The 19,325-nt window shown below is 35.8% G+C and carries 23 protein-coding genes; 17 read left to right on the top strand and 6 right to left on the bottom strand.

Features of this window, described 5'->3' with window-relative positions; translation table 11 throughout:
* Window positions 1-38 precede the first annotated feature (38 nt).
* The 4 genes from IAE53_RS06565 to IAE53_RS06550 all read left to right on the top strand — a co-directional run bounded on the left by IAE53_RS06565 (window position 39) and on the right by IAE53_RS06550 (window position 4,700).
* Complete coding sequence (locus tag IAE53_RS06565; RefSeq protein WP_233610688.1) at window positions 39-965, top strand: sensor histidine kinase; 927 nt, start codon at window positions 39-41, stop codon at window positions 963-965.
* A gap of 62 nt (window positions 966-1,027) precedes the next feature.
* Window positions 1,028-1,783, top strand: a complete 756-nt coding sequence (locus IAE53_RS06560) for an ABC transporter ATP-binding protein (protein ID WP_010280380.1) — start codon at window positions 1,028-1,030, stop codon at window positions 1,781-1,783.
* A 1-nt stretch (window position 1,784) separates the two neighbouring features.
* Window positions 1,785-3,749 (top strand): FtsX-like permease family protein, encoded by a 1,965-nt coding sequence (locus IAE53_RS06555; protein ID WP_200136113.1) that lies wholly within the window; start codon window positions 1,785-1,787, stop codon window positions 3,747-3,749.
* Window positions 3,750-3,878: 129 nt separating this feature from the next.
* A complete protein-coding gene (locus IAE53_RS06550) occupies window positions 3,879-4,700 on the top strand; it encodes an oxidoreductase (protein ID WP_147651442.1) in 822 nt (273 codons plus the stop codon).
* A 25-nt stretch (window positions 4,701-4,725) separates the two neighbouring features.
* Here IAE53_RS06550 and IAE53_RS06545 read toward each other — a convergent pair whose 3' ends face one another.
* A complete protein-coding gene (locus IAE53_RS06545) occupies window positions 4,726-5,340 on the bottom strand; it encodes a flavin reductase family protein (protein WP_188353287.1) in 615 nt (204 codons plus the stop codon).
* 86 nt (window positions 5,341-5,426) lie between these two features.
* Here IAE53_RS06545 and IAE53_RS06540 point away from each other — a divergent pair, with 86 nt between their 5' ends.
* Complete coding sequence (locus IAE53_RS06540) at window positions 5,427-6,137, top strand: helix-turn-helix transcriptional regulator (RefSeq protein WP_010280371.1); 711 nt, start codon at window positions 5,427-5,429, stop codon at window positions 6,135-6,137.
* Between the two features lie 92 nt (window positions 6,138-6,229).
* On the opposite strand, the gene IAE53_RS06535 is transcribed toward IAE53_RS06540, so the two are convergent.
* Window positions 6,230-6,817, bottom strand: a complete 588-nt coding sequence (locus IAE53_RS06535) for a DJ-1/PfpI family protein (RefSeq protein ID WP_198913006.1) — start codon at window positions 6,815-6,817, stop codon at window positions 6,230-6,232.
* A 22-nt stretch (window positions 6,818-6,839) separates the two neighbouring features.
* Complete coding sequence (locus IAE53_RS06530) at window positions 6,840-7,097, bottom strand: hypothetical protein (RefSeq protein ID WP_010280368.1); 258 nt, start codon at window positions 7,095-7,097, stop codon at window positions 6,840-6,842.
* Window positions 7,098-7,437: 340 nt separating this feature from the next.
* On the opposite strand from IAE53_RS06530, the gene IAE53_RS06525 reads away from it, so the two are divergent.
* The 9 genes from IAE53_RS06525 (at window position 7,438) to msrA (ending at window position 14,595) form a co-directional block, all read left to right on the top strand.
* Window positions 7,438-8,034 carry a histidine phosphatase family protein gene (locus IAE53_RS06525; RefSeq protein WP_010280363.1) on the top strand — a complete coding sequence of 199 codons (597 nt, stop codon included), beginning with the start codon at window positions 7,438-7,440 and terminating at the stop codon, window positions 8,032-8,034.
* A gap of 239 nt (window positions 8,035-8,273) precedes the next feature.
* Window positions 8,274-8,702, top strand: a complete 429-nt coding sequence (locus IAE53_RS06520; protein WP_228927836.1) for a DUF2712 domain-containing protein — start codon at window positions 8,274-8,276, stop codon at window positions 8,700-8,702.
* A 160-nt stretch (window positions 8,703-8,862) separates the two neighbouring features.
* A complete protein-coding gene (locus IAE53_RS06515) occupies window positions 8,863-9,519 on the top strand; it encodes a hypothetical protein (RefSeq protein ID WP_168441517.1) in 657 nt (218 codons plus the stop codon).
* The gene (locus IAE53_RS06510) at window positions 9,516-10,217 is read left to right on the top strand and encodes a hypothetical protein (RefSeq protein WP_188353288.1); all 702 of its coding nucleotides are present in this window, start codon (window positions 9,516-9,518) and stop codon (window positions 10,215-10,217) included. The genes IAE53_RS06515 and IAE53_RS06510 overlap by 4 nt, the downstream gene beginning before the upstream one ends.
* Window positions 10,214-10,828 carry a hypothetical protein gene (locus IAE53_RS06505; protein WP_147651447.1) on the top strand — a complete coding sequence of 205 codons (615 nt, stop codon included), beginning with the start codon at window positions 10,214-10,216 and terminating at the stop codon, window positions 10,826-10,828. Before IAE53_RS06510 ends, IAE53_RS06505 begins: the two co-directional genes overlap by 4 nt.
* A 2-nt stretch (window positions 10,829-10,830) precedes the next feature.
* The gene (locus IAE53_RS06500) at window positions 10,831-11,466 is read left to right on the top strand and encodes an ABC transporter ATP-binding protein (protein WP_200136112.1); all 636 of its coding nucleotides are present in this window, start codon (window positions 10,831-10,833) and stop codon (window positions 11,464-11,466) included.
* Between the two features lie 232 nt (window positions 11,467-11,698).
* Window positions 11,699-12,190 (top strand): hypothetical protein, encoded by a 492-nt coding sequence (locus tag IAE53_RS06495; protein WP_200554207.1) that lies wholly within the window; start codon window positions 11,699-11,701, stop codon window positions 12,188-12,190.
* A gap of 184 nt (window positions 12,191-12,374) precedes the next feature.
* Window positions 12,375-13,706: an NAD(P)/FAD-dependent oxidoreductase gene (locus IAE53_RS06490; RefSeq protein ID WP_147651452.1), complete on the top strand. Its 1,332-nt coding sequence runs from the start codon at window positions 12,375-12,377 to the stop codon at window positions 13,704-13,706.
* Between the two features lie 58 nt (window positions 13,707-13,764).
* Window positions 13,765-14,595 (top strand): peptide-methionine (S)-S-oxide reductase MsrA, encoded by an 831-nt coding sequence (gene msrA, locus IAE53_RS06485; RefSeq protein WP_188353290.1) that lies wholly within the window; start codon window positions 13,765-13,767, stop codon window positions 14,593-14,595.
* Window positions 14,596-14,737: 142 nt separating this feature from the next.
* Here msrA and IAE53_RS06480 read toward each other — a convergent pair whose 3' ends face one another.
* Window positions 14,738-15,133, bottom strand: coding sequence for a hypothetical protein (locus IAE53_RS06480; protein WP_200136110.1), 396 nt, complete (start codon window positions 15,131-15,133; stop codon window positions 14,738-14,740).
* Between the two features lie 29 nt (window positions 15,134-15,162).
* Complete coding sequence (rarD, locus tag IAE53_RS06475) at window positions 15,163-16,047, bottom strand: EamA family transporter RarD (RefSeq protein WP_139968582.1); 885 nt, start codon at window positions 16,045-16,047, stop codon at window positions 15,163-15,165.
* Between the two features lie 149 nt (window positions 16,048-16,196).
* On the opposite strand from rarD, the gene IAE53_RS06470 reads away from it, so the two are divergent.
* The 3 genes from IAE53_RS06470 to IAE53_RS06460 all read left to right on the top strand — a co-directional run bounded on the left by IAE53_RS06470 (window position 16,197) and on the right by IAE53_RS06460 (window position 17,977).
* Entirely contained in the window at window positions 16,197-16,769 is a 573-nt protein-coding gene (locus IAE53_RS06470) for a uracil-DNA glycosylase family protein (RefSeq protein ID WP_147651458.1), read from the top strand.
* Between the two features lie 85 nt (window positions 16,770-16,854).
* Complete coding sequence (locus IAE53_RS06465) at window positions 16,855-17,457, top strand: sugar O-acetyltransferase (RefSeq protein ID WP_200136109.1); 603 nt, start codon at window positions 16,855-16,857, stop codon at window positions 17,455-17,457.
* Between the two features lie 43 nt (window positions 17,458-17,500).
* A complete protein-coding gene (locus IAE53_RS06460) occupies window positions 17,501-17,977 on the top strand; it encodes a PASTA domain-containing protein (RefSeq protein ID WP_010280335.1) in 477 nt (158 codons plus the stop codon).
* A 96-nt stretch (window positions 17,978-18,073) separates the two neighbouring features.
* Here the strand turns inward: IAE53_RS06460 and IAE53_RS06455 are convergent, their stop codons facing one another.
* Entirely contained in the window at window positions 18,074-19,300 is a 1,227-nt protein-coding gene (locus IAE53_RS06455) for an MFS transporter (protein WP_200136108.1), read from the bottom strand.
* Window positions 19,301-19,325: the final 25 nt, after the last annotated feature.

The following is a 19,325-nucleotide window of genomic DNA, read 5'->3' as shown; positions in this document are numbered from 1 at the left end:
TTGTTTTCATTTTTGGGGCTTTATTTTGGAGTGTTGTGATGCGCTCTCTAGATATTGATGCTGCAATTGATGCACTTTATGTGGGCTTGTATTTTTTATTTGGTATGACATTGTTATTGTTTTGGCGATGGTTCCAAACACGAAAAACTTTAAAAAATATTTTGTCAGATGATTGCTTGTCGGTCGATAATTTAAGCTTACCAGCGACTTCTTCCGTGGCTCATTTGTACCAAGATTTGCTCAAACAACAGGCACTTCAGCAGAAAAAAGCGTTAGCTACTCAGGCTAACACCATACAAGACATTCAAGATTATTATGCCATGTGGGCACATCAAATTAAAGTGCCATTGTCTGTGTTGGATTTGATGAATCAAACCGATACGATTGAAAAATATGAAACGAGTAACCAATTGCTCATTGTGAATCAATATTTGAATATGATGCTACAATTTATTCGTCTCAAGAATTTACATCAAGACTTGACATTCAAACCTATCCATTTGCAGGCAATTGTGCGTGATGTGATTAAAGCGTATAAATTGTTTTTCATCCGCCAAAATCTATCGGTTTCAATGGTGGGCGATGATTTTACAGTTGTGAGTGATCCTAAATGGGTGCAATTTGTTTTAGAACAAATTATTTTTAATGCGATTAAGTATACACCACAAGGTCGCATTCAAGTGATGTTTGTTAATCAGCATCAAGTAGTGATTGAAGATACTGGTATTGGCATTGCAGCCAGTGATTTGCCGAGATTATTTGACAAAGGTTATACGGGACTAAATGGTCGGCTTGAAAATAACAGTAGTGGTTTGGGGCTGTTCATGGTGAAGCAAATTTTAAGTGAGCTTGGACATGATATCAAAATTGCGTCGGTGGTGGGAAGCGGCACCACGGTAACAATTGATTTTAAGCAGACAAAAACACAACCTTACGAAACTGTAAGCTTTAGTGATGAGGTGTAAGGCAACTCACCTCTTTTTTCATTTAAAATGAATATAGACATAACAAAGGGGGAATTCATTTTATGACATTACTAAAAGTTGAGCATCTCAAAAAAGAGTATCGAGGTAAATTTAAAAACAATACGGTTACGGCATTGGCTGACGTCAATTTTGAAGTTGAAGCTGGTGAATTTATTGCAATCATGGGCGAGTCTGGTTCCGGAAAATCGACGCTATTAAATTGTATTGCAACATTAGACAAGCCAACAACAGGGACAATCATGCTTAATAACGAGGATTTGACTACCTTATCTGATAAAGCATTGGCAAGCTATCGACGTGATCACTTGGGCTTCGTTTTTCAAGATTTTAACTTACTAGATACAATGTCAGTCAGAGACAATATTTATTTACCACTCGTTTTGGCAAACAGAACAAAAAATAAAGCAGAAAAATTGCACCGATTATCGGAACAATTAGGTATTCAAGATTTGCTTAATAAATATCCATTTGAATTATCAGGCGGACAAATGCAGCGAGTGGCGATTGGCCGCGCTTTGATTACCAATCCTGATATTTTACTAGGTGACGAACCAACTGGGGCACTGGATTCAAAAAATGCGGCTGAAATTTTGTCGCTATTTAGGAAGTACAATGAAAGTAATCAGACAATTCTGATGGTGACGCATTCAGCGTTAGCGGCAAGCTGTGCTAAGCGCGTTTTATTTATCAAGGATGGGATGGTTTTTCATCAAATTTATCGTGGTAATCGTAATGATCAAGAAATGTTAATCACGATCAATGATGCCACAACGAATTTGTTTGGGGGAGCAATGTGACATGTTATATTGGAAATTAGCTTGGCAATCAATTGTCAAAAATAAGTTAGAATATTTACCATTTATGTTGGCTGGTACTGCTGCGGTGGCTTTGAACTTGGTCATTCAATTATTGATTTATTCAAAAGGTGTCCAAACACTAAGAGCGAGTAGCTCAGTCATAGAGTTGCTTATGTTTGGACAAATCGTTATTGGTCTGTTGTCTGTCATTTTTTTGCTATATACATACAGCTTTTTAAATAAACGCAAACAATCGGAATTTGGGCTATTCAGCATTTTAGGGATGCAAAAAAGAGATCTCATCAAAATTAGTTGGCGACAACAATTGATCAACTACATGATTGTCACAGTGATTGGGGTTGTGACTGGTGTGCTGTTTAGTAAACTATTATTATTGCTGTTTATTAAATTAGTTGGGGGCAATAACTTTCAACTCAACATTGCTTTAGGTGCAATCATTTTCGTCACGATATTCTTTGGCTTAGGATTTATGCTGCTGCTATTAAGTGATATTTTGGTGATTTGGCGGTTGAAAACAATATCGCTCCTTCAAGCGTCACAAAAGGGTGATCGTGAACCTAAAAGCCATTGGCTGTTATTTGGTTTGGGGATCGTACTGATGGGTTGGGGGTACTATATTTCACTAACTGTCGACTCCCCTTTAAAGGCAATGAGAATTTTTTTCTTAGCTGTAATCATGGTTGTAATAGCGACATATTTGCTATTTATTGTGGCATCTACTATTGTGCTAAAAACAATGAAAAAGCACACCAATTACTACTATCAAACAGATCATTTCATTACTGTTTCTAATATGTTGTTTCGGATGAGACAAAATGCCACCGGCTTGGCAAGTATTTCGTTGCTCACTACAATGGCATTAGTTGTGATTGTCACGACGGTATCAATGTTTGTAGGACAGCAAGATTATGTCAATAAACAATTTCCACGTGATGTTATGATGACTAACGTGGCTAATCAAAGCATATCGGAAAATAAGGTGAAACAAGCTGCTGCTGATAATAATGTGGTGCTCAGTAAAATGTATCACATGGAAATCAGTAATCCAATCACGGGTTATTTAACCAACAGTGGTCATGCCATGCCGTTAAGTGGTACAACAGTTACAAGAGCTGATAATTTGTCAGACTTTCTATTTATGACAATCCAACAATTTAATCAGTTGACAAATCAACATGGTGGGACATTAGCGGCAAACGAAGTCTATGCTTATGATCGGCAAGGTACATTTAAGAATAATACGATCAAATTCTTGAATCAAAGCTATCATGTCAAAAAACATTTATCTAAAATCGATGGCGTGCCAAGTATGCAAGCTAGCATGACTCACTCAATGATTATTGTGATACCGTCTAAGACTGTGACAGACAAAATTGGTTCAGCATTCAATGATTTGGGTGAGAATAAACAATCTATTTCGTATACTAACCAACTTTTGTTTGATATCAAAGGCTCAGACAAGCAAAAAGACAAGTTCTTAAAAACATTTAAGGGTGAACAAAATATTATTGTTGACAGTAAATCAGAAACTATGTCAGTGCTAAAAAGTTTCTATGGGGGATTCTTCTTTATTGGTTTGATTTTTTCAATCAGCTTTATTATGGCAACAGGACTCATTATTTACTATAAGCAGATTTCCGAGGGACGTTCAGATAAGAAGCAGTTTGACATTTTGCAAAAAGTAGGTATGTCTCATAGTGAGGTGAAACGTACGGTCAAATCACAAGTTGTATGGGTATTTGGATTGCCGGTTGTGGTTGCCATTACACATTTATGTTTTGCAATGCCAATGATCAATAAAATTTTACAAATATTCGGGGTAACGATAGGACCAGTGGTGTATACAACAATGAGTCTTACAATTGCTGGGGTCGTGCTAATATATTTTGGTATCTACCTGAAGACATCAAAAACATACTTTAAACAAGTAGCACGAAAAAATTAAATCGTAATGAAACGCGCAATTTAAATTATTTTTCATTTTTAGTCATGATGAGGTTAACGCTGAATCGTGGCTTTTTATGTCTGCCAAAACATGCTAAAATCTAAGGCAAGCAAGCGGAGGATAAAAACGATGGTAGCACAAAAAGTGGTCTTGATTACGGGAGCTAGCAGTGGTATTGGGTATCAAACAGCTAAAAAATTAGCGACTCAACAGTTCAAAGTCTATGGTGCGGCTCGACGTGTAGACAGGCTGGCATCATTAGTTCAGTTAGGTGTCTCACCAATTTATATGGATATTACCGATGATGAGACGATTACTAAAGCAGTGGCGCACATTATTGAGGCGTCTGGACGAATTGATGTTTTAATCAACAATGCTGGGTACGGATCCTATGGTGCCATTGAAAACGTGCCTATTTCGGAGGCTAAAAAACAATTTGACACTAATTTATTTGGATTAGCCAAATTGACACAACTAGTCTTACCTTACATGAGAGCGCAACAATCTGGTCGCATTATCAATGTATCCTCGATGGCTGGTAGAATGACAACTTATATGGGTGCTTGGTATCATGCCACAAAATATGCACTAGAAGGATTTAGTGATGCGCTGAGAATGGAAGTAAAGCCTTTTGGTATTGATGTCGTGCTCATTGAACCCGGTGGTATTAAAACGAATTGGGGGATAATCGCGGCTGATAATCTTAAAAAAACGTCTCAAGGAACAGCTTACCAAGAACATGCTTTAGCGGCATCAGAACGTATGAGACAACTTTATTCATCAGATAAGTTAACTGCTCCAGAAGTGATAGCAGATACAATTGTGAAGTCTGTCATCAATAAACGAACAAAAACAAGATATTTAGTTGGTTACGGTGCCAAGGCATTAGTTGCATTACACACTATTTTGCCAACACGCGCGTTTGACAAGATCATTCAAAAGCTTGTTTGATAGTGTCATCAATATATTTTACAGATTAGTTGGCTGGTTTGGTGACATCCAAGTATTCTTCAAATCGAAAATTTTGTCCTAAACTAGCGGATGTTGTTGTGTATGATCGGAATTGATAAAGTAGAGGATTCCATTTTGTGACGTCGATGTGATTATTGTCATGTAGAATTGAAGTATCAACGAAAATGCTTTTAATTTTGCAAATAACAATGGCAAAATCATCCTGAGGTGCAATATTTTTAATGATTACTTCAATTCGAATTGGGCATTCACGTATAGCAGCTGTTTTGACAGTTGCGCTGGGGATTTTGGAAAAACCACCAAGCTGGAATTTGTCAGAACAGTATTGATAACCCATCATTTTTTTATTACGATCAATATGTGATTTTCCAGTTGTTCTTGCGATACGCTCGATATTGGACCAAATTTTACTATCGGCAATGTTGATAGTTGCTTCTTTCGTTGTGAGCATGTTTTGATAAGCTTGCCCCTCTAAACTTACACCAAGTACAACATGATTATTTAGTGTCCAAGAGGAACTGATAGGCGAAATATTGTCTGTGCCGTCAATACTTTGTGTTGCTAAAAGTGTGACTGGGAAACCATAGTAGAGGCTGTCTTTGTGAATTTGTTTGAACATTTTGATGTCATCCTTTTCGATATGATACAGTTATTTTATATGAAAGATTGTTCGATGCGCATCGATATGTTTTTGAAAGGAATTTTATGACAGAACAAGGTTTACCAAATATGATTGATATAACTAAATTACTTGCTGATCAATCTAGTTTAACGATTCTAACATTTCTCATGGATGGCCGATTTCACACAGTTCATGAAATCGCCAAAGTTGCCACGATAAAGGATCAAACAGCTTCCTATCATTTAAAAAGATTTTATAATGAGGGGTGGTTGGATTATTATAAACGCGGTAAGTTCGTTTATTACCAGTTGAGTAGTCTAGATATTGCGCATTTAATTGAACAATTAATGGTGATTAGCCCTAAAAAACCAACACAGTCATATCATCAAAGGGTAGCTCTTAATAAAATTGCTTATTGCAGAAGTTGTTATAATCATATGGCAGGCAAGGTGGGGGTTGATTGTTATGACTACTTAATCAATTCCGGTTTTCTGGTAGGATATCAAAACGAATTGCAATTAACGAGTGAAGGGCAAGAATTGTTTAAATCATTAGGCATTGATATTTCAAAAGAAAAAAAAGACGCTAATTTTATTAAACCATGTTTGGATTGGACAGAACGCCGTTTTCACTTATCTGGTCGACTGGGAAGGCTGCTTTTGGACAAATGTTTAGCAGAAGGATTAGTGAAGAGAAATAGCGAAGATCGTCATCTAACTGTTACAAGTAAAGGTGAAATGATGTGGGATGAATTAAACAAAAATAGACGCGTTTCTTGTGATTTTGTTGAATAAAAAACAACCTGCTAACAATTCCGAAAGTTAAAGTAACTTTTGGGGACTGAAATTATTGGCAGGTTGTTTTTTAATTGATTCGATACCTTCTACTATGAAAAAGGATCAGACTGACTATCTCTAATTCGAACATATTCAATGTCGTGAGCGACATTGTCAGCGAAATCACGTGTTGTGACATGCTCTAGAAAAGCAAAGCTCATATCAATACCAGCTGAAACGCCAGATGAGGTGTAAAATTTATCATCCATTGTCCAACGCGCATGTCGCTGCCATAAAATTTTAGAATTTAAACTGGTTACCCAATTAAACGCTAATTTATTTGACGTTGCGCGTTTGTGATCAAGCGTGGTTGTCATTGCCAACAATGCTGAGCCTGTGCAAATGGACAAGCAGTAGGTTGACTTATCTATTAAAATTTTAAGTTTTTCAATAAAATTTTTGTCATTGACTAAGAGTCTCGTGCCAGGTCCACCAGGAATTAAAAGAACACCGCTCGTGTCAATTTCTTCATCAGATAATAGGTCGACAATAGGCAAACGATAACTGGTAATCGCCCGCTTATTCGACAAAGTAAAATATTGAACGTTAAATTGTTCCGCATGTAGAAAAACCTCCGCCGGACCAAAAACATCTAGGGGTTCGAATTCGTCAAATAATAAAATATTGATATCCATCATGAGTCTCCTGCTAATATTTCGCTTAAGTTAGAAAAACAAAAAAGATGAGAATTGCCGTTAAAATGAGACGGAAAATATGATGTTGAAAGTGAAAACTTTTATTTTTGAGACCATTTGTGATAGCAGTGAGTTGAAATACGACTAACACAATGACAGCTGTGCTTTTGAACCAATCAATTGTTTGAAAACAGGCAATCAATAAGATAATGGCACAAATGATGTTGAGCAAATTAGGGATGCGTGCTGAAGAGTTGATTTCTTTCATTGACGCAAAAGCCATCAAAAATGCGTACAGGCAAATAATCACTTTTACTAAAATTGTTAAGAACAAGGTTTGTCTCACTTTCTATATGCTATTATAATTGTAATCTAAATTATAACGCACTTAATCTTACTTTTATACAAAGAGTTCTTTTTTTGCACTAACGACATATTGGTGTTGACTATTTATATAGATGGAAAAATGAAATTAAGATATTAGATGAGTTGGATAAAAATAGGATCACTCATTGCCACTTGCAATAGTAGATGATTTGATTGATAATGATATTCAAATATTGTTATGAGTGCTAGTTTAAGCGCTTTGTTTAAAAAAGTTAGTTAAAGAGGTTTGCATTGCAATGAGTGAAGAAAAAACGACAGTTTATTTTGTACGACACGCGCGGCCAGATTATAGTTGTGAAGATGATAGAAATATGCCACTGACAGCTGAAGGCAAAGCAGACGCTGTTATTGTGGCAGAAGTATTGAAGAATGTTTCTTTTGACATGTGTATTTCTAGTCCTTATGTGCGTACGCAAGCAACAATAAAGCCAACATGTGACCAAAAAAAGTTGACATTAAGAACAGATGAAAGATTAAAAGAAAGGGTAAGGGGAAAACTAGGAAATCAAGGGGATGAACTGCAGCGACGGCGTTGGTTGGATTTTGACTTTCATGAACCACAGGGTGAATCAATGAACAGTCTACAAAAACGCAACATAAGTGCATTGACTAACATATTATCGCGGTACACAGGACAGACGATATTATTTTCAACTCACGGGGCAGCATTAAGTGCGATTCTAAATTTTTACGATGATACTTTTGGTTATCAAAATTTTAAGCGATTGGAGATGTTCACGCCGTATATTTTAAAAGTGACGTTTGGGATGAATCAAAATTTAATTGATCAAAGCGAAATTTTAATAATCGATAAATCGGAAGGCTTAGCTTAGAGCGGCGGGATGAACTCTCAAAAAGAGACCATAAGGCAGGTCTTTTTTTTTGTGCAAAAATATTTACAAAACGCCTTCTTGTAAGCCTATTATGTTGTCAACTAAACTATTTTTCTACAATTTTATCAAAAATAGAATATTATGTTACAAAAAATGATAGATGATTAAAATCATAAATGATAACATTGTTGAATAGTCTTGAAGGGGCTATAAAAAATTTTTTCTCAGGGGGAGATATTATGAACTTCAAAAAAATATTGATTGCATTAGCAATCGCTTGGGCTGTAACAGGTAGTCTGGTTTTGCCAGTGTTTGCATCTGATGATTTATACGGATTTCAGATGAAATTAGGTACGTATCAAGAGGAGGCTTCAACTGGATATCACTATCGTCAAACAGCGTCGAACGCAAATCCTTGGAAAGTAGGTGTCTATACTTCAGCGGAAGGAAATGGATCGTATTATAGAGCCTATTTGATGGGGCAAAAAAATCGTGCAGCAGCCTCACCATTTGCAACTGTGTATACTGGACCTGGCTATCCGTATGTTTATACAACTGCAAAGTCAAATGCCAATCAAACGAATGTCAGATTGGTGATGTTCAATCCGGAATGGACAAATAAAATCGCGCCTTATATCACCGGTGCTTGGGATGAAGAGACTTGGTAATTAAGTCATGCTAAGTTATAGTCTAAATCGTATTATACAAACGAAACAATTTTTAACTGTAATGTTCATTATGTGTATTATCACTATTTTAGATGCCATTCAGCATGTCATAATGTTGAATGGGTTTTCATTAGCCAAATCTATGTGGTTAAACACCTTTATGGCAAGTAGTCTAGGTGGTATGTATGGGCATCTGTTAACTACTTTTCTGCTTGGTTTATATCCTATTTGGTTGTTACTTGGGGGCGGGTTCGCGCTGTTGAAAGATTTTAAAACGGGACAATCATATAACGTTGTCAGTCGAGTAGGGGTTTCAAAGTATTTACACCATCAATTTATTGCAGCGGGACTAGCAGGTACCCTACTTTTTTCAGTGCCTTTATTATTGAATTTAATTGTAATTTGGATCATACAATTATTTCCTCTGAAAACATTTGATGGACAAATGAGTTTATTAATTGACAAGCCACGTATTCCTAATTTAGAAAAATATCACTTTGTGTGGTGGCAATTAGAAAACCCAGCATTAACATTTATGGTGTATCTGTTCGTGTTTTTGATATCAGTTTTTGTAACGACTATGTTTATGGCAGCCATTAGTTTAGTATTTGGCAATTTTTATCAAATTTTAACTCTAGTGAGTTTAGGCACTATATTATTGGGAAGCCAAGTATTCGACATTGGGAAGATGTTGCAATCTTTTGCCCAATTAATGACGTGGCAGAGTTGGTTATTGAGTTGGTCAGATCTCATCATAGTATTATTGATAGTTAATAGTTTGATTTTACTTTGGCGTTGTCATGGTGAGTTAGCATGATTGGCGAAAGAAAGTTTTGGTTTTCTACTTTTTCTCTGATCATTTTCATCACTTTTTTTTATCTTTTTAGTATGAGTTGGGAAGCGCTAAGTTATGATGATTGGTTGAGCTTGGAAGTTCTTAATGGGGGTAATTATTTTCAAAATTGGTCTTGGCAAGTGATATTGAGTATTGTCTTTTTACTTTACTGGGTTGTCAATTATGAAGTTCCGGTACAGCAGATGATACGCTTAGAAACATGTCAACAAGTTAGTCATATGCTGATGACAAGAATATTTGCCATTTCAGGTGTATTTGGTTTTATATATTGGTCAATACCTTTTTTCAGAATAATGATGTATGAGCCAACGTCGAAGCAGTTTGTCTTATTTTCGTTTTTTTGGAGTTGCCAAGTACTCATTTCGGTTTTTTGGGAAGTAGTAGTGATTCAACTAATATTAATTGTGCACACATATTTGCAGAAGAATATATTGTTCACGGGATTATCGCTGCTTATCGCTATTGTACTTTTACTGCATGTTTGGCCAATGAACCAATCGTTATTTTCTGACACACAAGTTACAGCAATGATTAGAAATAATAATTACCAATCCGGTTTAGTCAGATTTATCAGCACCGTTGTCTTAATGGCTGTGCTTTCAACGTTTTTTCGACTTGTTATCGAACAAAATATTTGGCGGCTGGAGTGTAAGAAATGAAAAAAAGTGCGTTTATTTGTATTGTAACAGTAGTTGTGATGTTGAATTTTCTTTTACAAAAAAATGATACCTTAGGCTATTTTGTGGAAGATGCTACGAGTTCGTTAGTAGTAAAAGTGACATGGTTCGGTTTGGTTTGTGCGCCATTATTGTACCTCGTTGGAACGATTGATAAATGGCAAAACGGTTCGTATCTCAACCAGCTTGTCAGAACTGATAAACTACACAGAATAGTGATATCCACCTATTTCATAAACTTATTCCACGTTTTGGGTATTGTGCTTATTGGTTTGTTAATCAATGCATTACTGACAGGTAATACTGGATCAATAGAAAACATTTTGAATTTAGTTGGTAGTTATATGTTCTATACATCGGTTTATATGGTCTTAGAATTACTGTTTAGCAGCACATCGGCCGTATTATCACTGTGTGCTCTCCTATTAATTGTGGCATTGGGCAAAAATAATCTGTCATTATTAGGTTCAATTACATTTCATCGCAACACGAGTATTTATCAGACTATTCTCACATTATTTATGACAATAACTATAATGACATTTTTTTTGAAAAAGTTGAATCAAAAAGATTTTTACGGTAAAGGAATTTAGATATGATTAAAGTTGAGCAAGCTACGAAAAAAATTGGTAACAACATCGTGTTAAAAGCTGTTAATTTGGATTTTCAAGAGGGAAAAATTTATGGTCTTCGTGGTCGAAATGGGGCTGGCAAAACGATGTTACTTAGAGCAATTGCTGGATTAATTAGATTGGATTCAGAACGGATTCTGATTAACAATCAGCAAATTAAGAAGGAGATTTTATTTCCAAAAAGTTTGGGTATTTTAATTGAAAATAATAATGTTTTACCAGACTTCACCTTAAAAAAAAATTTGCAATTATTGGCCAAAATTAAAAAAATTGCGACCGATGAGATGATTGACGACGCAATCTTAAGGGTAGGACTAAATCCGAATGACAAACGTAAAGTACGTCAATTTTCTTTGGGTATGAAGCAACGCGCTGCGATTGCGCAAGCTATTTTCGAAAAACCAGATTTAATATTATTAGATGAACCAACTAATGCCATTGATGTGGAAGGCGTAAGAGAAATGCGCAAGATATTCGACAATGAAAAAAGGCGAGGCGCTTGTATTATTTTGGCTAGTCATAATCCTGAAGATTTGAACGTTTTAGCTGATGAAATTATTGTCATGACAGAAGGGAGTGTGATTAATGAGAAGCAGTAAGAAATCTACCTTCTGCATATTTGTGAGTGTACTTCTTTTATTGCTAGGCACTATATTAGCAAACTATATTTATAGCAAAAACAATAAAAATGTCAGTAGAAAATATCTTCAAGAACACCAATCAAAAAAAGATAAACATAAAATTCATGGTAAAAATATAAAAAATCCTGCGCGATCATTTACATTAACGGGACCCATAAATGGTGGTAAGAGTTTGAAAGACCTGGGTTATATGCCAGGGTTTTACGACGTACATTTAACTGGTAAAAACACACAATTTTTATCATCAAATGGTCTATCCAACAGCAAGGATGAGTATGGCCGTTTGTTAAATAATACTGACCCAATAAATTTAGAAGACGGGACTAAAATAGAATTTACACCTGCTAAATTTGCCAAATTAAAGAGGCAAGGACAAAGTTATGTTGTTACAAATCCTGGTAATTATTTACCAGATATTCAGATACCAGCTGGCGAGTATCAAGTTACGTACCGAGGTAATTTAATTAGTCAAGAAGTTAGTGCGTCAGCTAAGGCAGGATCAGTATTATCACTGTCAGTGACAACTTATGAAGGAACAGTTATTCCAAAAAGTACACAGGAGGATAATTTTAATGTCACGCTATATGAAGCACAGGGAAAGGACTCAGGTAATGATAATGGGCTGCTGTCAGTACAAAAAAAACCGTTTAGTAACTGTGTCAATGATGAATGTTGTCGATAAAAATATTGCAATTTTGTTAACACCAATTACTAAAAGCAGCAATAGTAAGTAAGGGGATTTAAAAAAGTTTTGATCTAGCGGCATAAGCAAATTGTTGGTATTTGTTTTGTCGGAAGAATATACTGAAGTCAATCGATATATCTATCAGTCGATATCTCAAAGAAGTATCATGAAAGAGGTTGAAATGGCAAAAACGTATGATTATGATGTACTCTATATTGGTAGCGGGCATGGAACCTTTGATGGGGCTATTCCTCTCGCACAAACTGGCAAAAAAGTTGGCGTTATTGAGACAGATATGATCGGGGGCACATGTCCAAATTACGGTTGTAATGCAAAAATAGCTCTTGATCAACCTGTGGTTTTAAAAAGAGCTCTTGAGAACTTAAGTTCAATTACAGCAAACGATTTACAAATTGATTGGCAACAAAACTTTAAAAACAAATCACGTATTATTGACCCATTACCAGCCATGATAAGCAATTTATTAGTCAAATCTGGAGTCGAAATTATAAATGGCTATGGCAAATTTATTGACAAGCATACAATATCAGTTAATGGTGATATCAAAACTGCTGAAAAAATTGTTATTGCAACTGGCTTGCATCCACATCGATTAGCAGTTTCTGGTAAAGAGCTAGCGCATGATAGTCGTGACTTTATGTCTTTGGGTCAACTTCCGGAAAAAATCGCTATTATTGGTTCTGGTTATATTAGTATGGAATTTGCCACAATTGCTAACGCAGCTGGTTCGAAAGTAACTGTTTTAATGCATGGTAATCGAGCTTTGAGACAGTTTTATTCACCATATGTGCGACAGGTGATTAATGATTTAGAAAAAAGAGGGGTCTCTTTTATTCAAAATGCTAATGTCTCATCATTTTCCCAAAGTGGTCAATCGCAAGTGGTTCACTATGCTAATGACCAAGAATTAAAAGTCGATTATATCCTTGACGCTAGTGGTCGTGTGCCTAATGTCAACAATATCGGATTGGATGAAATAGGCGTGAAGTATAATGAAAATGGTATTGAAGTTAATGGTTTTTTACAAACGACTGTTGACAATATATATGCTTCTGGAGATGTTATTGATAAAGTCCAGCCTAAATTGACGCCAACGGCTATTTTCGAATCGACTTATCTTTTTAATCTGTTTTCGGACAAAATTAGTTCAGAAATAAAGTACCCGGTAATTCCGTCTGTTGTGTTTACATCACCAAGAATTGCAAAAGCAGGCGTTGAAATTGATTCAAAACAGTCCAAAAATTATGAAATTCAGAAAAATGATTTGAAAGATGACTGGTATCGTCAAGTTGCTAATGATCAACTGGCTCAAAACGCGCTTGTCTTTGATCAACAACATCATTTAGTTGGGGTGACAGAAATTAGTGAAGTAGCAGAAAATTCTGTTAATACTTTTTTGCCGGCAATTGAATTTAAATTTTCGACGTCAGAAATTAATCGACTCGTGCATCTCTTTCCTTCAATCAGCGCAGCGAGTTGGGGACAAATTTAGCATATTTTACATGATTGTTTTGTGAGATAAAAATGATATGTTCTCGGAGAATAAGGACATGATAACACAAGCAGATGATTTAGTTTGGCAGCAAATTTATAATCTAATTCTTAATCCAAGAACAAGAGAATGGGAACGACAAGTTCTTGTTGAGACGAAAGATAACGTTAATGGTTTTTCACTCAACACTCAGTTAGATCAACTGAAGTCTGAATTAAAACCTTTGGCAGTGCGACGTAATTTGACACCAGATGTGATGGATTTTTATTTAAGCATAACAGGTGAAAAACAAATAGATACTCGTGATAAAATGAGCCGCCATTACCAAGCTGATTTACCCTATCAAGAACGTGCTATTTTTGCCGGTGGGTGTTTTTGGTGTATGGTCGAACCCTTTGACAAATTGCCAGGTATTATTGACGTCATTTCAGGTTATACCGGTGGATTGATTGCTCATCCATCTTATGATGAAGTGTTTTCACAAATAACTGGTCATATAGAATCGGTTGAAATAATATTTGATTCGCGTCAAATAACCTATCAACAATTGTTGGCAATTTATTGGTCTCTGATTGACCCGACAGACGAATATGGTCAGTTCGATGATCGTGGAGAAAGTTATAAACCCGTTATTTTTGTTACAAACAATGTTCAACTCTCGTTAGCCAAAAAATCAAAAACAGATATGATTAATTCTCAGTTGTTCAAGAAACCAATTGTTGTTGACATACGAGAGGTATTAAAATTTTGGCCCGCTGAAAACTATCATCAGGATTTTTACAAAAAGAATGTTAGTCGTTATCGAGCCATTAAGAGATCAAGAAAGATTTTTTTGAAACTTTTACAAACAAAAAAGGCTATGCATCGTATTTTTACAATACGTGAATAGTCTTTTTACTTGCAACTCGACAACTTATAAGTTTAACTAATTTGTCAATGATTTAATCAAATTAATTAACTGACAATAGATTTCTTTAACAACAATACATTAGCGACTGGAAGCATGCTTTTCAATTTAGTCATTCACGTGATTACTGATTTGGGTCAATAAATTGATGATTGTTGACATGTGCGTTCCACAGTTCTCGAGCAGCTTCAGCCCCCATACCATGAGTCCGTGTATTAAGATATTTAATGTATCCTTGATAACTAGTTCCACCAATTCTTGGCATGTTATTGCCTACAACGCCAAGTAAAATTATGACTAAAACGTTACCAACTACCAGTATAATATTTTTTAAAAAGGGGAAGCGTTTGGTGTTTTTGATCCAAAAATAGGTAATTAATGCGTCAGCAATTAGCATGATAAAAATGCCACCTAAAAGTAACGAAGCAAGGTAGGGATGGGCATAATCATGCCAAGTTGATGAAAATAGTTTCTTACCAATAATCTTGATAAGTAATGCTTGATTAACTGATTCAGACATTATAACCTCCAATAGGTCCTTTAAAGTTCTCAAGATGACTTAATATGTTTGAATTGACGTACGCTGCCAATGACAAATACGAGAATACCGGCCCAGATAAATATAAATACAATGGCTTGATTTATTTGGAAACGCTCATGAAGGACAAAAATGGCCATCAATAGTTGAATGGTAGGATTAAGGTACTGAATAAATCCAAGTGTGATGAAGTCGGTATTTTTATTTGCGATAGCAAATAGTAGCAAAGGTATTACAGTGATGATGCCACTGCTTAGAAGCATTACAGTCACAAAGGGACCGTTTTGGGTCAAAGTGTGTGGGGATACCCATAAATAAATAATAGCAATTGGCGCCACACAGAATGTTTCAAGTGCCAATGAAATCGTTGCTGGAAGCGGCACTTGTTTTTTTATTAAACCATAAAAGCAAAAAGAAGCTGCCATTAATAACGTGTTGATCGGTAAACTGCCTGTCAAATATGTGAGTGATAGCACACCAATGATGACTAGTACCAAAGCAAGGGCTTGGTATCTCAATAGTTTTTCATGCAAAATGATAACGGCTACAGCAACATTCATTAGTGGCATGATATAGTAACCTAAACTAGCTTCGGTGGCTTGATGATGTGTGACCATATAAATATAAATAAACCAGTTGATGGCTATTAAAAAGGAACTTAAAATAATATAATATATTTTTCGATTATGGATTAACTGTAAAACTTCTTGCCAAAGTAATGACCAATTACGTTGCATTGTTAGCACAACAGCAATTGTAACGATTGAAAAAACGACACGATAAGCGAGTGTGTCCATTGCAGGGACCGCATTTAATAGTTCCCAAAAAACACCGAGGGCGCCCCACAATATATAGGCTGACACGGCTGAAATGATACCAACTTGTTTATTCTCCATTATTCACTCCTAAACCTTGATGATGTGTTAAAAATATAATACCATTTTCGACGTTTATTAATCGCGTTATATTTATAAAACAATTTTGATCACATCATTATTTTACTTATTCATTGATGAGGATTACAATAATTTTAAAAGGAGCTCATATGTCAATCTTTGATGATATTCTTGCGGATGATTTGAACAAACATTTTACTAATCGGGGATGGTATCCAATTTATTCGGCGCCCCATCAGGCAAAAATATTGATTATTGGTCAGGCCCCTGGCATGAAAGCACAAACGTCAGGTATTATGTGGCATGATCAATCTGGAGAACGGTTAAGATCTTGGTTAGGCGTAGATGAAAATCAATTTTATCACTCTGGGCAATTTGGTGTTTTGCCAATGGACTTTTATTATCCAGGTAAGGGTAAGTCAGGTGATTTGGCGCCAAGAAAAGGTATTGCTGATAAGTGGCACCCTGTTATTTTGCAAGAAATGCCAAACATTCAAATGACGCTACTGGTTGGCTCTTTTGCGCAAAAATATTATTTAAAATTACCCCGTAATATCAAAACAACTGAGGTAGTCCAGCATTTTGACACTTATTTACCAACTTTTTTCCCAATTGTTCATCCATCACCGAGAAATAATATTTGGCTTTCTCGACATCCGTGGTTTGAAAAAGATGTTACACCTATGTTACGTGCTAAAGTGGCATCTATTTTGGAACAGTGAAGTGAAATTTTGACTTTAAGATAAGCCATATTTTATTAAATTATAATAATAATATGATAAAATCACTAACAAGGAGAAACTAGCGATGAGTACCCAAAAAGAGAATATGTTAGCCGGAAAATTGTATAAAGTGGATGAAGAACTGGCTACATTAATGGCTGAGAATAAGAAGAAAATAGCACAGTTTAATCGCGCAACGAGCGAGGATGAGCAAAGTCGATTAATTCAAACGATAATTCCTAATGCAGGGCACTCAATTCATATAGAACCACCATTTCATTGTGATTATGGTTGCCACGTGCATTTAGGAAACAATTTTTATGCCAATTATGATTGTATTATGCTAGATGTAAATGAGATTCATATTGGTAACAATGTGCTTCTTGGGCCGCGAGTTGGTATATATACAGCTGGACATCCCATTAGTTCAAAAGTCAGAAATAGTGGTTTAGAGTTCGGGACAAGTATTGTTATCGGCGACGATGTATGGGTCGGTGGGAATACTATCATTAATCCTGGTGTAACCATTGGTAGCAATACTGTGATTGGATCAGGATCTGTAGTCACTAGGGACATACCAGCCAATGTTATTGCAGCTGGCAATCCTTGCCGCGTGATCAGAAAAATTACGACGCAAGATGAGTTAAAATGGCAAAACCAATCAATAGCGGTTAATCAAGTAAAATAATCTTTTTATTTGATTGACTAGCTAACGAGAGGTAATTTAAATAATGGGTAAAACTAAAATTTTTACAGTGTTGGGAAAGCTAACCGCTGGTGCACTAATACCTGAAGCTTTAAATCAAGGCGCAAAGATCTTGAATAGAGAACTGGAAAAAAGACAAGATTATGTTAAAATTCCAGATGTTACTGGGTTGCCAGTTGAAGAAGCCGCAATGGTTTTAGAAAAGTACGGGTTTCAACATTCATTAATAAAAGCGACGGCTAGTCCGCAATTTTCAAACAGTACGGACAATCAAGTTATCAAGTTAGTCCCTAGAGCAAAATCTAATGTACCAGCTACAACTTTTTTGAAAGTTTATTATGTTGATTCTGCTACCATTTCAGAAAGTGTTATTTTAGCTAACAAAATACGTGAAATGAAAGCGATCAAAAAAGAAAAAAATCATAAAAATATGCAAAAGATTGTCCAACAAACAACGAAAGTAACTGAAAAGTTGACAAAAAAGCGTCATGTTAGTAAATGATGCTTAGATGAAAAGAAAGAGATGGCTACTGTGACCATCTCTTTCTTTTAGATAAAAAAATTTTTTGATCGAGCGTCATTGACTAATGCATTAAGTTTAAGCATATTTAACAAAAATCCAACCGCCTAGAATAAAGAAAATCAGCAATGAGCCCGATCCTAACTGGACACTACCGGTAAGTGCAGCAATGCCACCAAATACAAGTGGACCTAGGACTGCTGAAAACTTACCAAAAATATTATAAAAACCGAAAAATTCGCCTGAATATTCTTGAGGAATAATTTTCCCAAAATAGGAGCGACTGATTGCTTGAATGCCACCTTGGGCGGAGCCGATTAGAAATGCCATTATCCAAAATCCCCAAGCTTGTGTGATAAAAAGCGATAGCAGGCAGATGATTGAATAGATACTAATGCCGACTAAAATCATGAAACGTTCAGTAAAATATTTAGTTAAACGACCAAAAATAATAGAGGCAGGAAAGGCAACTAGCTGTACAAATAACAAGATTGTTAGCAATTCAGTCATTTTAATGCCCAGCGAAACTGCGAATAAAGAAGCTTCAGTAATTATTGTATTGACACCGTCTATATAAAAGAAATACGCCGCCAAGAAACCGACGATTTTTGGATACTGGGCTAAATGTTTTAGGGTGTTCACTAAGCGCCTAAAGACTTGTTTCAACGGGTTGTGTGGTACTGGAATAGCGTTTCTTTGTTTGACAGTTAGTAACATAGGTATTGAAAAAAGCGCCCACCACAATCCTGAGAGTATAAATGCCAATATAATTGATTGGTGGGTTGTCATCAACCCTCGTACCAAATAAAACAAAATAAATGGGATAACGCCACCCAAGTAACCTAGCGCAAATCCCCAGCTAGAAACTGTTGGCATTTTATTTGGCGTTGTAATGTCTGTTAGAAAAGAATCATAATAAATATTAGCTACGCTGAAACCAATATTGGCTAACAAAAATAAAAACAGCAGTAGCCAAAAACCATCGTTGGGGGCAAGCGCTAATGATAGGGTTGTCACGATACCCAGGACTGTGGCAATGAACCAAGATGGCTTTTTCCAACCTCTAAAGTCTGCTAATGCACCCAGAATTGGCGAACAAAATGCCACGATTAACGTTGAAAATGAATTGGCATAAGACCACCATGATGTTGTTTGTGCAGTTGAAAGGTTGATATTATGTCCTACACTTTCTAGCCACAATGGCAATACCGCAGTAACCACAATTAGACTAAACCCAGAATTAGCCCAATCATAGAGCATCCAACCTTTTTCTGCTGATGAAAATTTTTGTATTACTTTTGACATATCTTACCTCTTAAAACAAGGTTAC

The sequence above is a fragment of the Leuconostoc sp. S50 genome, from assembly GCF_016624925.1.
GTDB classification, from domain to species: Bacteria; Bacillota; Bacilli; order Lactobacillales; family Lactobacillaceae; genus Leuconostoc; species Leuconostoc pseudomesenteroides.
The sequence above is the reverse complement of the archived record's forward strand: the minus strand, read 5'-3'. Positions and strand labels throughout refer to the sequence as shown.

What these genes read in the sequence shown, in the direction of transcription:
- IAE53_RS06550 (WP_147651442.1), top strand. Translation starts at nt 3,879, where the DNA reads ATGGTAGCACAAAAAGTGGTCTTGATTACGGGAGCTAGCAGTGGTATT.
- IAE53_RS06545 (WP_188353287.1), bottom strand. Translation starts at nt 5,340, where the DNA reads ATGTTCAAACAAATTCACAAAGACAGCCTCTACTATGGTTTCCCAGTC.
- IAE53_RS06520 (WP_228927836.1), top strand. Translation starts at nt 8,274, where the DNA reads ATGAACTTCAAAAAAATATTGATTGCATTAGCAATCGCTTGGGCTGTA.
- IAE53_RS06555 (WP_200136113.1), top strand. Translation starts at nt 1,785, where the DNA reads ATGTTATATTGGAAATTAGCTTGGCAATCAATTGTCAAAAATAAGTTA.
- IAE53_RS06465 (WP_200136109.1), top strand. Translation starts at nt 16,855, where the DNA reads ATGAGTACCCAAAAAGAGAATATGTTAGCCGGAAAATTGTATAAAGTG.
- IAE53_RS06495 (WP_200554207.1), top strand. Translation starts at nt 11,699, where the DNA reads ATGCCAGGGTTTTACGACGTACATTTAACTGGTAAAAACACACAATTT.
- msrA (WP_188353290.1), top strand. Translation starts at nt 13,765, where the DNA reads ATGATAACACAAGCAGATGATTTAGTTTGGCAGCAAATTTATAATCTA.
- IAE53_RS06525 (WP_010280363.1), top strand. Translation starts at nt 7,438, where the DNA reads ATGAGTGAAGAAAAAACGACAGTTTATTTTGTACGACACGCGCGGCCA.
- IAE53_RS06480 (WP_200136110.1), bottom strand. Translation starts at nt 15,133, where the DNA reads ATGTCTGAATCAGTTAATCAAGCATTACTTATCAAGATTATTGGTAAG.
- IAE53_RS06490 (WP_147651452.1), top strand. Translation starts at nt 12,375, where the DNA reads ATGGCAAAAACGTATGATTATGATGTACTCTATATTGGTAGCGGGCAT.
- rarD (WP_139968582.1), bottom strand. Translation starts at nt 16,047, where the DNA reads ATGGAGAATAAACAAGTTGGTATCATTTCAGCCGTGTCAGCCTATATA.
- IAE53_RS06510 (WP_188353288.1), top strand. Translation starts at nt 9,516, where the DNA reads ATGATTGGCGAAAGAAAGTTTTGGTTTTCTACTTTTTCTCTGATCATT.
- IAE53_RS06455 (WP_200136108.1), bottom strand. Translation starts at nt 19,300, where the DNA reads ATGTCAAAAGTAATACAAAAATTTTCATCAGCAGAAAAAGGTTGGATG.
- IAE53_RS06530 (WP_010280368.1), bottom strand. Translation starts at nt 7,097, where the DNA reads ATGGCTTTTGCGTCAATGAAAGAAATCAACTCTTCAGCACGCATCCCT.
- IAE53_RS06470 (WP_147651458.1), top strand. Translation starts at nt 16,197, where the DNA reads ATGTCAATCTTTGATGATATTCTTGCGGATGATTTGAACAAACATTTT.
- IAE53_RS06560 (WP_010280380.1), top strand. Translation starts at nt 1,028, where the DNA reads ATGACATTACTAAAAGTTGAGCATCTCAAAAAAGAGTATCGAGGTAAA.
- IAE53_RS06565 (WP_233610688.1), top strand. Translation starts at nt 39, where the DNA reads ATGCGCTCTCTAGATATTGATGCTGCAATTGATGCACTTTATGTGGGC.
- IAE53_RS06500 (WP_200136112.1), top strand. Translation starts at nt 10,831, where the DNA reads ATGATTAAAGTTGAGCAAGCTACGAAAAAAATTGGTAACAACATCGTG.
- IAE53_RS06535 (WP_198913006.1), bottom strand. Translation starts at nt 6,817, where the DNA reads ATGATGGATATCAATATTTTATTATTTGACGAATTCGAACCCCTAGAT.
- IAE53_RS06460 (WP_010280335.1), top strand. Translation starts at nt 17,501, where the DNA reads ATGGGTAAAACTAAAATTTTTACAGTGTTGGGAAAGCTAACCGCTGGT.
- IAE53_RS06515 (WP_168441517.1), top strand. Translation starts at nt 8,863, where the DNA reads ATGGCAAGTAGTCTAGGTGGTATGTATGGGCATCTGTTAACTACTTTT.
- IAE53_RS06540 (WP_010280371.1), top strand. Translation starts at nt 5,427, where the DNA reads ATGACAGAACAAGGTTTACCAAATATGATTGATATAACTAAATTACTT.
- IAE53_RS06505 (WP_147651447.1), top strand. Translation starts at nt 10,214, where the DNA reads ATGAAAAAAAGTGCGTTTATTTGTATTGTAACAGTAGTTGTGATGTTG.